The 12688-nt window shown below is 61.1% G+C and carries 9 protein-coding genes and 1 pseudogene; 5 read left to right on the top strand and 5 right to left on the bottom strand.

Annotated features, from left to right (window positions below; all coding sequences use genetic code 11):
* Positions 1 to 4: 4 nt before the first annotated feature.
* Genes BHD08_RS00060 through BHD08_RS00045 form a run of 4 tightly spaced genes read right to left on the bottom strand, consistent with a single transcriptional unit; the run spans position 5 to position 4142 of the window.
* Positions 5 to 808 (bottom strand): cytochrome c3 family protein, encoded by an 804-nt coding sequence (locus BHD08_RS00060; RefSeq protein WP_125020398.1) that lies wholly within the window; start codon positions 806 to 808, stop codon positions 5 to 7.
* Positions 805 to 1494, bottom strand: a complete 690-nt coding sequence (locus tag BHD08_RS00055) for a hypothetical protein (protein WP_003292130.1) — start codon at positions 1492 to 1494, stop codon at positions 805 to 807. Before BHD08_RS00055 ends, BHD08_RS00060 begins: the two co-directional genes overlap by 4 nt.
* Entirely contained in the window at positions 1495 to 3687 is a 2193-nt protein-coding gene (locus BHD08_RS00050; protein WP_125020397.1) for a 2Fe-2S iron-sulfur cluster-binding protein, read from the bottom strand.
* 14 nt (positions 3688 to 3701) lie between these two features.
* A complete protein-coding gene (locus tag BHD08_RS00045; RefSeq protein ID WP_177412612.1) occupies positions 3702 to 4142 on the bottom strand; it encodes a hypothetical protein in 441 nt (146 codons plus the stop codon).
* 636 nt (positions 4143 to 4778) lie between these two features.
* Between BHD08_RS00045 and BHD08_RS00040 the strand changes: the two genes are divergently transcribed.
* The 5 genes from BHD08_RS00040 (at position 4779) to BHD08_RS23150 (ending at position 12080) form a co-directional block, all read left to right on the top strand.
* Positions 4779 to 6065: a TolC family protein gene (locus tag BHD08_RS00040; RefSeq protein ID WP_003296208.1), complete on the top strand. Its 1287-nt coding sequence runs from the start codon at positions 4779 to 4781 to the stop codon at positions 6063 to 6065.
* Positions 6062 to 7699 (top strand): efflux RND transporter periplasmic adaptor subunit, encoded by a 1638-nt coding sequence (locus BHD08_RS00035; protein ID WP_003298499.1) that lies wholly within the window; start codon positions 6062 to 6064, stop codon positions 7697 to 7699. Before BHD08_RS00040 ends, BHD08_RS00035 begins: the two co-directional genes overlap by 4 nt.
* 2 nt (positions 7700 to 7701) lie before the next feature.
* Positions 7702 to 10824, top strand: coding sequence for an efflux RND transporter permease subunit (locus BHD08_RS00030; RefSeq protein WP_011914418.1), 3123 nt, complete (start codon positions 7702 to 7704; stop codon positions 10822 to 10824).
* A 23-nt stretch (positions 10825 to 10847) separates the two neighbouring features.
* Entirely contained in the window at positions 10848 to 11165 is a 318-nt protein-coding gene (locus tag BHD08_RS00025) for a hypothetical protein (RefSeq protein ID WP_020307713.1), read from the top strand.
* 723 nt (positions 11166 to 11888) lie between these two features.
* Positions 11889 to 12080, top strand: coding sequence for a hypothetical protein (locus BHD08_RS23150; protein ID WP_020307714.1), 192 nt, complete (start codon positions 11889 to 11891; stop codon positions 12078 to 12080).
* Between the two features lie 14 nt (positions 12081 to 12094).
* On the opposite strand, the pseudogene BHD08_RS23145 reads toward BHD08_RS23150, so the two are convergent.
* A pseudogene (locus BHD08_RS23145) lies at positions 12095 to 12277 on the bottom strand (IS5/IS1182 family transposase); the annotation flags it as partial.
* Positions 12278 to 12688 lie beyond the last annotated feature (411 nt).

Here is a 12688-nt window from a genome sequence, read left to right as displayed (position 1 = left end):
CCCGTCAATGGTGGTCATAGATGCCTATTCCCCGAATATCGTTCCATGAGGTGGTCTGGTGGCAGAGATAGCACTGCTCAGGTTCCGCATTCCTGACACCCGCTATCGGCTTGGACATCATTCTGAAGTGCTCCTTGTAGTGGCTGAGCGGCGCGAGGTGGCACTGGCCGCACTCGGTGGAACTCGGCGGTGGATGCCGGTACTCGGCAATCGACCATGTGGTCGTGCCGTGGCATGTCGCGCAGTCGTTTCCGAAGACCTGGACGTGCGGGTCGGTGGTCTTGTGGCAGCTCGCACAGTCCAGCAGCGTCTCCTTGTAAGTCATGCCGTTGGCAAGCGAGAGGTTGCCCGGCAGCGCCTCGGGCCGGTGTGCCTTGAGGTGCGCGAGCAGCACCGCCCCCTCATGACCCTCCGGGGCCCGATCGAGCCATCGCACGATGATGTCGGTCAAAGCCGCATGGTCCATACCACGCAGGCTGCGGCCGGCGTCGTGTTCCTTGTGGCAGGCCACGCAGTTGTTCGAGCCGGCGATGTCGGCATGGAATGCCGTCGGTTGTCGCTGGACCAGGACGGTCTCGTTTGCATGGCAGGCCACGCAAGTCGCGTCCTCCACGCCCTTCACCGGCGTGTGGCACGCCGCACAGTCCTCTTTGAGAAACGCATGTGCGCTGGACAGGGGGCCCGGAGAGGCCATGTTCTGCCACGTCGCGGCGCGCTGCATTTGCGGAAGGTATGTCCACAGTGCGACTGCCGACACCGGCGCCAGGACCGCGAGCAGCGCGGCGAGGATCTTTCCCTTTCGACTCATCTGAACCACCGCAACCCGAAGTAGATGCCAGCCCAGATATGCAACGCCAGCAGAAGATAGAAGATGATCGAGAACGCGATGTGTGCCGACAGCCAGGCGTTGAACAGCCTGCGCACCCGCTCCTGGAACTGGATCGAGTACTGCAGATCGGCGGCGGCGGATGCCAGTGGCAGCAGTTCGGCGCTGGCCTTGGGCGTACCGGCAACGCCCGCTGTTGGTCCTTGCGCGTAGGCCCAGTACTGCCCATCCAGAAGGCGCCACAGCCCGTCGATCTGCGCCTTCTTCTCGCGGATGTTCTCCGCGACGTAGCGCAGGTAATGCTGGCCGATGAACCCAGTGAGCACGCTCAGCAGCATCGATGCCGTCAGCGCGACGCCGAGCGCACTCTGGAACTTGTGCCCGCTATGGAGGATGGCCAACAGCGCGCCTACCAAGCCGAAATAGACGTGCGCCTGCAGCAATGCGCCGAAGCCATGCTTCCTGGTGAATGCGCGGCGCAGCGTAGCGCTGCGCTTGATTACGGTGTAGGTGAGCGGGACGAGCATGAACGCCGCGCCTACGACGCCGAACACGCCACCCAGGAGGCTTCCGGCGAAGAAGGAAGAGCGGTGCACCAGGAAACCCAGCCACAGGACCACCAGCATCGAGAAGATGATCGTCGCGATGATGCGATCCTGGTTGCGCATCTACGCATCCACCGAGATATCGGCCGACGCTTTCGCCTGGCAGGCCAGGATCACGCCCGAGGAACGATCGAGTGGCGTCAGACCGTCGTCCACGTCCATGGTGACCTCGCCCGACAGCAGCTTGATCTTGCAGAGGCCGCAGTAACCCTGCCGGCAGGCATATTCGATCGGAACGCCGACCTCTTCGGCGGCCTCGAGAACGGTCTGGCCGGCCGCCAGCGGCGCCTTTTTTCCGGACCGCTCGAAGCTGCAGGTGACGGCCGTCGCCGTGTCGCCCGCCGACACCTCCAGGCCGGGAGGCACTGTCCTGGAGGGGCTCAGGAACAGCTCGGAATGAACCGACGCCAGGTCGATGCCCAGCTTGCCCAGTTCGTTGCGGACCGCGTCCATCATCACCGACGGACCGCACAAGTGGATGCGGCGCGAACGGATCTGCGGAATCTGCCCCAGCAGTTCGGCGGTGATGAACCCACGCGGGCCGGTCCATGCCGCCGATGACTCGTCGCTCAGCACGATGGACACATGCAGGTTCGGATGCCGGCGGGCGAGTTGGTTCAGCTCGTCGCGGAAGATCACGCTTTCCAGGTCCTTGCAGGCGTAGACCAGGTCGATCCGGCCGTTCCAGCTCTGGTCGGTCAGGTAGCGGATGGAACTCATCAGCGGCGTGATGCCGACGCCGCCGCCCAGGAACACGACACTGTCGGACTCGACGCCGCGGAAGGTGAAGCGGCCGTAGGGGCCGGACGCATCGAGGAGATCGCCTTCCTTCACCTGCTCGTGCAGGTAACCCGAGACGATGCCGCCGCTTTCGTGCTTGACCGTCAGGTCGCACCAGCCGTGGCAGCATGGCGATGAAGCGATCGAATACGAGCGCTTGACCTGGTTCCCGCCTGAATGCACCGAAAGCGTGAGGAACTGGCCGGGCTCGAACTCGAACGGCAGCGCACCCACGCCCTCCACTGGCGCCAGCCGAAACGTCTTGACCTTGGGCGTCTCCTGGAAGACGCGTGCGACCCGCAGCTTGCCCACCCAGCCGCCCATGGTGGACACGGGTGCGCGTGCCTGCGGCTCGCCCTCGGCCGGCACGCCCGGAAACACGGACGCCGCGGGGGCCGGCGCCACACCGGAACGAGGCGCAGCGGCGGGGGCCGGAGGCACCGGTGCCCCGGTGCGCAACGTGGCGAGGACCGCATTCGTGCGTCGGGTTCGCGCCACGTACATCCAGGCGGCCAGCAGCGCAAAGGCCAGCAGCAACGCCATCGTGAAGTAGTGGAAGCCCGACAGGCCGAAGACGCCGTGCGCCGGGGCCGTGGTCAGGGGATCGGTCAGGTTCATCTCGCGCCGGAACCACGCCAGCGCGATCCCCCGCGGCGCCTGTCCTTCGGCCAGTGCGCGGTAGGCCGACAAGCCGCTGTCGAATTCGCCCCAGGCCACGCGCATGCGGTCGGATGCTTCCTGCAGGCCGCCGTAGTCGTTGCGCTGGACCGCGTGCGACGCCTCCGACGACAGGGACGCCAATAGCTGGATCCCTTCGTGCATCCGGTGGTGGGCGAGCTGCTCAACGCTCGCGCGCCGCTCCGGCGGTAGATCCGGCAGCGCCATCAGCTGCGGATACAGCAGCTTGTTGAGGCGCCGATCCCGACCGCACTCGTCTCCGCGGCAGCCGCGCATCATGTCGTCCATCATGCCGCCCATGGAACCGGCCATCATGCCGCCCATGGAACCGGCCATCGATGCACCACTCGAAGCCGGCATGCTGGCAGTCGCGTCCGGGTGATGCGCGGCGTGATCGTCATCGCCCGCCGATGCGTCAGCCGGCGGTGTGGCGCTCATCGGCATGCCGTTCATCGAGCTGCTGCTTTGCGCCGGCATGCCATCGGCTGGCGCCGGCTGCGGTACCGCCATGCTTCCGGCCTTGTCCGGATGATGCGCGGCGTGATCGTCATCGCCCATCGGCGCGCCAGCCGGCGGCGTGGTGCCCATCGGCATACCAGCCATCGAGCCGCTGTCCCGGGCCGATGACGTGCCGGCAGCGTCCGGCTGCGCAGCCGTCGTGCCGCCGGTCTTGTCTGGCGGATGGGCTGCGTGTGGATCAGCAGCCGACTGAGCGCCGGCCGCTCCATGAGCCAGCAGCATCGCCAGCGTGGCCAGGGCGGCGACTCGCTTCCACCCCACGAAGCCTTCCGTCAGCACCGCGGCGGCCTCCACTACATATGGCCCATCTTCTTCTTGGCCATGCCCCCGCCCATGCTCGAATCCATCTTCTGCATGGTGGCGTCGACCTTCTGCATCTGCATCTCGCAGTGCTCCATGTCCTCCTTCATCTGCTGCATGTGCTGCATCGTGGCGGGCATGTCCATGTCCTTATGCGCGGAGGCATCGCCAGCCTTCATCGCCATGGCCTGCTGATGCATCTGCATGCTGCCTTCCTGCATCTGTCGGCCCATGGCCTCCATGGCTTGCCCCCGTTCGCGCATCATGGCTGCCATCTCCTCCATGTGCGTGGCCATGGCATCGGGCGTTGCGGGCGCATTCTGAGAAGCAGGGGACTTCGGATCGGTAGGGTGCGCCGCTGGAGCGTGAGGTGCCGCCGGGGTGCTGGCGGGCTGCTGCCCCATGGCGCCTGGCATGGCATCCTTCTTGTGCATGTCATCATCAGCGAGCGTCGTCCCAGCGAGGAGTATTCCCACGAAGCAAATTGGAGCGAGGGGTGTGCGTCGGTGCGGTCTCATGACAACCTCCTAATGGTTGTTTTTCTGACTTTGGCTGTGGGCGTAGGAAAAACTACCTTACAGATCAGGCTATTACTAATAGCCTACGGAGAAGAAGCTGTCGTAAACCTTACTTGTGCATTACATTTTCACGTTTGTTGGTGAAATAGTTGTATTGATTTTGAAGAGGAGGTAGCAGGTTATTTGTGGTTTGCGGCGGCGGAGATAGCAGGTGTTTTGCGAGTAGTACGCTGAAAATATGTTAGTTTAGGTAACTGGCATAAATGTAAAGTTTAGGTTATATAAACGACAGGTCTGATCTGCAATAAAGCCAAACAATATTTACGAACTATTCGAGGCTCGCTCATAAACGGGTCCAAGCTTTCCCTTGTGCCGAAATTTGCGTGCTTCGGAGTTAAACATGATGAATGACTTGATCAAATATCGCGCCTGGTCGGCACACCCGTTTCCGCTCTCCGCTCATGACTGGCGTGGTGCGCAAGCCGAAGTCCTCGAATATTCTAGTTGTCGTTGCTGCAATCAACGGGACCGGCACTGCAGTAAGGAGATTCTATGAACTGGATCGTTCAGCCGCTGCCCGTCCGCAGTTGGGGGCTGCTAGCACCCGTCATCCTAGGCCTTGCTCTGAGCAGCGGCGCGCAGGCTTCGCCAGGGTCAGCCGAGCTTGGCGCCACGTTGCCTCCGCTGCTAGACCTGCTTGAACGGCAGAGCCCAGAGCTCCGGGCTGTCGGGCATGAGAGGCAGGCCGCCTGGGAGCGTCCCGATGTAGCCGGTGCGCTCCCGGACCCGATGCTCACTTTTGAGGAAATGGGCATCGCCCGCGACGACCCGAGCCTATCGCCCAGCGGCGTTGGCAGCACACGTTACGCGTTCCGTCAGACTTTTCCTATTGGCGGCAAGCGGGGGCTTGCTCGCGAGATCGCAGAGGCGGGCGCCGAGCAGGCAGCGGCCCGCGAGCGCCTGAGCCGAGTCGAGCTCAGGAGTCTCGTCAAGCTTGCCTTCAACGAATACCAGTATGCCCACGCAGCCATCCAGGTCACCGAGGAGCTGCGGGCGCTGGTGGATGAGCTTGAGAGTATTGCCCAAGCTCGCTACAGAGTGGGGCTTGCGCCGCAACAGGACGTGATCAAGGCTCAGACCGAGCACACCAGTCTGCAGAGCGAGCTGCTGACGCTGGAACGCGACCGACGCGGCACGGCGGCGCGGTTGAACGGCATCTTGGCGCGCCCTGCGAACTCGCCGCTGGCGGAGCCCGCCGGTTGGCCTGCTCTGCCTGCATCAGTGCCGACCTTGGCTGAGCTGCAGGCTCGTATCTTCGGTGGCAATCCTCAACTGGCTGAGCTCAATGCACGAATTCAAGAGGCCCAGCGTGCTGAGGCGCTTGCCAGCCGAAACTGGATTCCGGATATCACCGTCGGCACTGCCGTCGTCCAGATGGGTAACCGGGCCGAAGAGTTCGAGTTGATGCTGGAGATGAATATCCCGCTGTGGGGCAAACGCCGCAGCGCAGAGCAGCGCGAGGCCGTTTCCTTGCGCTACGCCGCCGAGGCTCGTCGCGAGGCGGTCAACAGCCGTCTCGCGGGCAGCGTAGGTGAAGCGTGGTCGGCGTTGGAGACAGCCTTTCGACAGCACGAACTGATTGACAGAACGCTCCTGCCGCAGGCGGAGCTCACCTATCAATCGGCGCTCGCCAGCTATCAGACCGGCAACGTCGATTTCGCGACCTTGCTTGATGCCCAGCGACAGATTCGCCAGCTGAGGCTGTCGCTGCTCTCGCTGGCGCTGGAGCAACGAGTCCAAGTGGTGGAATTGGAACGTCTTGTCGGAGCAGAACTATGAATCGCAGCATGATTTTCGGCGCAGGTGCGCTCGCCCTTGCGACGGCAATCGCCGGCTTCGGTGGTGGCTACATGGTGGCGCAAAGGACAGGCTCCTCGGAGGTAGCTGGAAGCACCGCCCCACAAGAGCGCAAGGTTCTGTACTACCGCAACCCCATGGGGCTGCCCGACACGTCGCCAGTGCCCAAGAAGGATCCGATGGGGATGGACTACATCCCGGTCTACGCCGACAAGGGGCCTGCTGCCGCGCAGGGCGAGCGCAAGATCCTGTACTACCGCAATCCCATGGGACTGCCGGACACCTCCCCGGTGCCGAAGAAGGACTCCATGGGTATGGAGTACATCCCCGTTTATGAGGGTGATGAATCGGGAAACACCGTTGTAATCAGCCCTGAGAAGGTGCAGTTGCTGGGTGTACTGTCTTCGCCAGTTGAGCGCCGCGTGCTCACCCGTACAGTGCGTGCAGTCGGTACGGTGCAGGTCGACGAGCGCGGCCAATACACCTTGGCGCCCAAGTTTGAGGGTTGGATCGAAAAGCTCTACGTCAACACGACCGGTGAGCCGGTTCGCAAAGGCCAGCCACTTATGGAGGTCTACAGCCCCGAGCTGGTGTCGGCGCAGCAGGAGTTCCTGATCGCCAATGCCGGGCAGCAAAGTCTTGCCGGCGGCAGCGCGGCCGCGCAAAAGGGGCTCGCCTCCCTCTCCTATTCTGCCCTTGAGCGGCTACGCAATTGGGATATCGGGGAAGCACAGCTTGAACGGTTGCGTCGTACTGGCAAGGTAACTCGCACTTTGACGATCGCCGCGCCCGTGGATGGCGTGGTATTGGATAAGCCATCGGTTGAAGGTATGCGCTTTCAGCCAGGGGATGCCCTCTACCGAATCGCGGATCTCGATACCGTCTGGCTTATCGCTGAGGTTTTCGAGCAGGATCTGGCGTTAGTTCAGCTTGGGCAGAAGGCGCAGCTTACGGTAAGCGCCTATCCCGACCGGCGCTTTAGGGGCGAGGTAACCTTCGTTTATCCCGATCTGTCGCCGGAGACTCGCACCGCCAGGGTTCGCATCGAGCTAACCAATCCCGACGGCCTGCTTAAGCCGGCTATGTTCGGCACCGCTCAGCTCGCAGCAGGTGAGCAGGCGCCGGTGCTCGCAGTGCCTGACTCGGCGGTAATCGACAGCGGTACTCGCCGGATTGCGCTGGTTGCCCTGGGCGAAGGTCGCTTTGAGCCGCGCGAACTGCGCACAGGCAGGCGTGCCGACGGCTACCTTGAGGTGTTGGAAGGGCTGGGGGAGGGCGAGTCAGTAGTCACGCGCGCCAACTTCCTGATAGACGCCGAGAGCAACCTAAAGGCAGCGCTAAGCGGCATGAGTGGGAAGTCGGCTTCGACTGCAGAAGCGGATCCCCATGCCCATGGAGCCGCCGTCGGGCCTGACGGTCCCGCCGCGCCAGGCAATGCCGATGCACTTCATCGTCATGCTGGACACGACGATCACAGTGATAGCGGCAGTTACGAGAGCAACGAGCTTCATAAGCCGGCGGGTGAGGTGGATGCGGGCCACGGTAGCGACGCTGAGTCTGGGAGTCACCCAGATCATGTGATGCCGGACGGCGGCCATTCCCATGGAGGGCATTAAGCATGCTTGCCAAAATCATTGAATGGTCGGTGCGCAACGTCTTCCTTGTGTTGCTCGCCACGCTGATTATCATCGGCGCCGGCATCTACGCGGTAATGAAAACCCCACTGGACGCACTGCCGGACCTATCCGACGTGCAGGTGATTGTGTACACCGAATATCCTGGGCAGGCCCCGCAGGTGGTAGAGGATCAGGTCACCTATCCGCTTACCACGGCGCTGCTATCGGTGCCCAACTCCAAGGTGGTGCGAGGCTTCTCGTTTTTCGGTGCCTCCTTCGTCTATGTCATCTTCGAGGACGGTACCGACATCTATTGGGCCCGCTCGCGGGTGCTGGAGTACCTCAACTTCGCTTCGAAGAACCTGCCAGCGGGGGTGACACCCGCGTTAGGGCCAGATGCCACAGGTGTGGGCTGGGTCTACCAATACGCCTTGACCAGCACACGTCATACCCTTGCTGAGCTACGCACCCTGCAAGACTGGTTCGTGCGCTATCAGCTCACCAAGGCCGAAGGCATATCCGAGATTGCGAGCATCGGAGGCTTTGTCCAGCAGTACCAGGTCACCGTTGACCCGCAGAAGCTTCAGGCCTATGACATCCCGTTGAGCCGGATATCTGAAGTCATCCGTACCAGCAATGCCGACGTCGGTGGCCGCATCGTAGAGATGAGCGAGACCGAGTACATGGTGCGCGGTCGTGGCTACCTGCGCGGTGCAGAGGACATCGAGAAACTGGTGCTGAAAGCTTCACGCGGAATTCCGGTTCTGCTGCGTGATGTAGCTCGCGTCGAACTCGGCCCGGACGAGCGTCGCGGCGTCGTTGAGCTCGATGGAGAGGGTGAGGTGGTCGGCGGCATCGCCGTTGCCCGCTACGGCGAGAATGCTATGTCCGTGATCGACAATCTTGAGGCCAAAATAGAGGAGATCCGTCCCGGCCTGCCGGAAGGAGTGAATATCGAGACGGTGTACGACCGCTCGGATCTTATCCAGCGCGCTGTCGACAATCTCAAGTTCACGCTTCTTGAAGAGTCGATCATCGTTGCGCTGGTGTGCGTTGTGTTTCTTCTGCACGTGCGCAGTGCGCTGGTGGCCATCCTCATGCTGCCGATTGGCATCCTAATGTCCTTCATCGCCATGCGCTGGCTAGGGCTCAACTCCAACATCATGAGTTTGGGCGGCATCGCGATCGCCATCGGTGCGATGGTGGACGCAGCTATTGTGATGATCGAGAACGCCCACAAGCACCTGGAGCGAGCGCCGCCGGAGAAGCCGCGTGTACATATTATAATCGAGGCCTGTCGGGAGGTAGGCCCTGCGCTGTTCTTCTCGCTGCTGATCATCACAGTCTCCTTCCTACCGGTGTTCACGCTGGAGTCGCAGGAGGGGAGGATGTTCTCGCCGCTGGCGCTCACCAAGACCTTCGCTATGGGCGCTGCGGCGCTGCTATCAGTGACCCTGGTGCCGGTGCTGATGCTGCTGTTCGTGCGAGGGCGGATAATCCCCGAGCACAAGAACCCGGTGAACCGCTTTCTGATATGGGTCTACCGCCCGATCATCCAAGGTGTGCTGCGTTGGAAGGTGATGACAATCGTTGTAGCGCTGGTGGTTTTGGTCGTTAGCATTTTGCCGGCGCGGCAGCTCGGTAGCGAGTTCATGCCGCGACTCAACGAGGGCACGCTGCTGTATATGCCAGCCTCGCTTCCTGGTATGTCTATTACCAAGGCCGCTGAGCTCATGCAAACGCAGGACCGGATCATCAAGAGCTTCCCAGAGGTGGCCTCGGTGTTTGGCAAGGCGGGCCGCGCGGCCACGGCCACCGACCCGGCGCCGGTGGAAATGTTCGAGACGGTGGTTAACCTCAAACCGGAGAAAGAGTGGCGGCCAGGAATGACGGTGGACAAGCTCATCGCCGAGATGAACGACGCGCTGAAATTTCCGGGCGTGGCAAATAGCTGGACTATGCCCATCCAAGGGCGCTTGGACATGCTCTCCACCGGCATTCGAACGCCCATTGGCATCAAGGTATTTGGCATGGACCTCGCCGGGATCGAGCGGCTAGCAACTCAGATTGAAGCGGTTGTGCAGGCAGTGCCCGGCACCACCAGCGCGTTTGCCGAACGTATTACAGGCGGCTTCTACCTCGACATTTCGCCCGACTATGACGCCTTGGCCCGCTACGGCTTGACGGTAGGGGAAGTGCAAACGGTGATTAGCACCGCCCTTGGCGGCGAGCTTGTGACCACCACTGTCGAAGGGCGGGAGCGATTCGGCGTCAATGTGCGCTATCCGCGAGAGCTGCGTTCCGATCCCCAACGGATCGGCACTGAAGTGCTAGTGCCGACGCCGAGCGGTGCACAGATACCACTCGGCCAGCTTACGGACATCAGCATCACTAAGGGCGCGCCGAGCATCCGCACTGAGAACGCATTGCTATCGGCCTATATCTACGTGGATATTCGTGATAGGGATATCGGTAGCTACGTGCGCGAGGCGCAGCAAGCTGTACAGGAGCAAGTGAGTTTCCCGCCTGGGTATTATGTCACCTGGAGCGGCCAGTTTGAGTACATGGAGAGAGCGGCCGAGCGGCTGAAAATCGTAGTGCCGTTGACGCTGGTGGTGATCTTCCTCCTGCTGTATCTGAACTTCCGGCGGCTTACCGAGACGCTGATCGTCATGCTCTCAGTGCCATTCTCGCTGGTAGGTGGCGTTTGGCTGATGTGGGCGTTGGGCTACAACTTCTCCGTTGCAGTAGCGGTGGGTTTCATTGCTCTGGCTGGCGTTGCCGCGGAGACAGGCGTGATCATGCTGATCTACCTTGACCACGCGCTCGATGAGCGTCGAGCAGAGCGGGAGGCTGCCGGTGAAAAGCTGACGGTGGATGACCTTTACCAGGCAGTGATAATTGGCGCGGTGGATCGAGTGCGGCCGAAGATAATGACTGTGGTTGCCATCATGGCCGGTCTGTTGCCAATCATGTGGGGCACCGGTACCGGATCGGAGGTGATGAGGCGCATCGCCGCGCCGATGGTGGGCGGCATGGTTTCTTCGACGATTCTTACGCTGGTTGTTATTCCGGCGATCTATACGCTCGTGAAACAGCGTGGCCTGGCCCGTTCGGCTTGCTAAATGATGCGGATTCGAGCATCGATTTGTTCGAATCCGCCCTGATCGTCCGGCCGGTGGGTAATCGCATCGACTCCGACACCGATTCGCATCCTCCATCAGTCATTCGCGACGCTAATGGAGCCATAGATCTTGGAGGCGAAACGGTGTCGCTGCTGACTGTGCAGGCGCGATTCCCATCGACGGTATCGTCAACAACCAAAAGGCCCCAGGCTAAAATAGAGAAGACGTTGCATCGCCTGATAGATGTGCCGTGCAGCATGGCGCACGTGAAGTACGTTGCCGAAATCGATCTGGCGCTTAACCAGAAGTACTCGGCGTGCGGCATTCGCATCGCCTCCTAATTCCACCGGTCTTCATCTGGTCGCCGTGATGGATCTTGGTTTACGCCAGCTAACAAGCCAGGTCGAGCAGCACCGCAGATTCCAAATAACTGCCGCGGGAATCCATTCTCGGACGGCAGGCCAAGCGATGCGAATGGACAGCCACGCAAATCAGGCTTCGTGTCGATCACGTCTGCTACCTGTAGCAGCTACTTCGATCCAGGCGACCTGGCGTGGCCTCGGTGATTGCCACCATCGGGTGCTTCATCGGGCTACACAGAGCAAACGAAGCGGCATTGTACGGATTAAGCTTGCCGCACTCACCGCCTCAAGATCTTGGCGGTACTGCCTGCGCCCGCCACTTTCGTGAGGCAGTCGTATCCGCGTTGGGCAGCCCTAGCTCCGCAATTGCGCGCTAAAATGAAAGACGCTCCCCGCCGTTACCTTATGCTTCATGGGTAAGGCGCGAAGCCGCGTCTCTGAGCCGTCCGGATCAATTCGAACGAGCCATCCATCCCTCGCCATTATCAGCGTACGGCCTGCCTGAACTGCACGCAGGTAAGCAGCATGCGTGGCGCTGGCTGCGAGCGCAGGAATCAATCCCTCGGGATGGCCAATTTCGTGGTCGCTGGGCTCTGTCATGGTTTAGCCTCCAAATAGGGGGAATCTACGACATGGGTGTGCGCTATGGTAAGGCGTCTCCGCCATGCTTCTGACTTTAGCTTCTGTAAGGAGGGTGGCGTCATGGACACACCTAACAGCTGGCGAGTTGTCTGCCAAGATCCGGGAGACGGCAGCGGAGACGTAATCGTTGAGCTTCCATCTGAGTTACTTGCGAAACTCGGTTGGACGCTGGGAGATGAGCTGATAGTGGAGAAAAGCGAGGAGGGATTTTCCCTAAAGCTCAAACCGCGGCCCGTGAACGCACCTCTTTAGGCGGATTGCACCGCATAGGCGGCATAGCCAATGAGGCGTTCCGGCGTTAGATCGAACTGCGCTTCGAAACACTCGACCATCGTTCTGGTCGAGTCGACTGCGGCAGTACGATGCACCGGAGTCGTTTCCACTTACATGATCACGCCATGCTCGGTGTCGCTCAGGAAGTTGGCGGAGTAGGCAAAATAAGCCGAGCCAGGGCGGCGGTGTCAGACTTTATTCCTGGCTGCGGTGGGGCTTTTCCGGCGGACGCGTTAGGCTGTGTCGAACTATATTTCCGTTGTTGCGGCATGCCATAGCGCTGAAGCTTGCGGATTTTGCGGCCCTCTATGTCAAACTATATTCTGGGCATCCAATCATGGATTTACCTCGGGGTTAGTGTGGGTTGTTGTTGCCCTCAGAGTGTCCATCGATCCAGCAACGACCTTCGAGCAAGGAATCCGATTTAATTTTCAGGCACCTTTCACATGCCAAGATCTAAGGATGGTCTGAAGTAGTCGAGTTTTTCTGACTGACTTCAGGCACTGCTGATTTTAAAGCGGGATAATGATCAAAAAACGATCAAGTCGCCGGCTCAATTCGATGCTTGAGCCGCTGCGAGCACCTCG

The organism is Pseudomonas sp. SCT (assembly GCF_003864275.1).
GTDB lineage: Bacteria > Pseudomonadota > Gammaproteobacteria > Pseudomonadales > Pseudomonadaceae > Stutzerimonas > Stutzerimonas stutzeri_AE.
The sequence above is the reverse complement of the archived record's forward strand: the minus strand, read 5'-3'. Positions and strand labels throughout refer to the sequence as shown.

Bases quoted from the DNA above. Each gene is read 5' to 3' on its own strand.
- BHD08_RS00035 (WP_003298499.1), top strand. From the start codon at position 6,062: ATGAATCGCAGCATGATTTTCGGCGCAGGTGCGCTCGCCCTTGCGACG.
- BHD08_RS00040 (WP_003296208.1), top strand. From the start codon at position 4,779: ATGAACTGGATCGTTCAGCCGCTGCCCGTCCGCAGTTGGGGGCTGCTA.
- BHD08_RS00045 (WP_177412612.1), bottom strand. From the start codon at position 4,142: ATGCACAAGAAGGATGCCATGCCAGGCGCCATGGGGCAGCAGCCCGCC.
- BHD08_RS00055 (WP_003292130.1), bottom strand. From the start codon at position 1,494: ATGCGCAACCAGGATCGCATCATCGCGACGATCATCTTCTCGATGCTG.
- BHD08_RS00030 (WP_011914418.1), top strand. From the start codon at position 7,702: ATGCTTGCCAAAATCATTGAATGGTCGGTGCGCAACGTCTTCCTTGTG.
- BHD08_RS23150 (WP_020307714.1), top strand. From the start codon at position 11,889: ATGGACACACCTAACAGCTGGCGAGTTGTCTGCCAAGATCCGGGAGAC.
- BHD08_RS00060 (WP_125020398.1), bottom strand. From the start codon at position 808: ATGAGTCGAAAGGGAAAGATCCTCGCCGCGCTGCTCGCGGTCCTGGCG.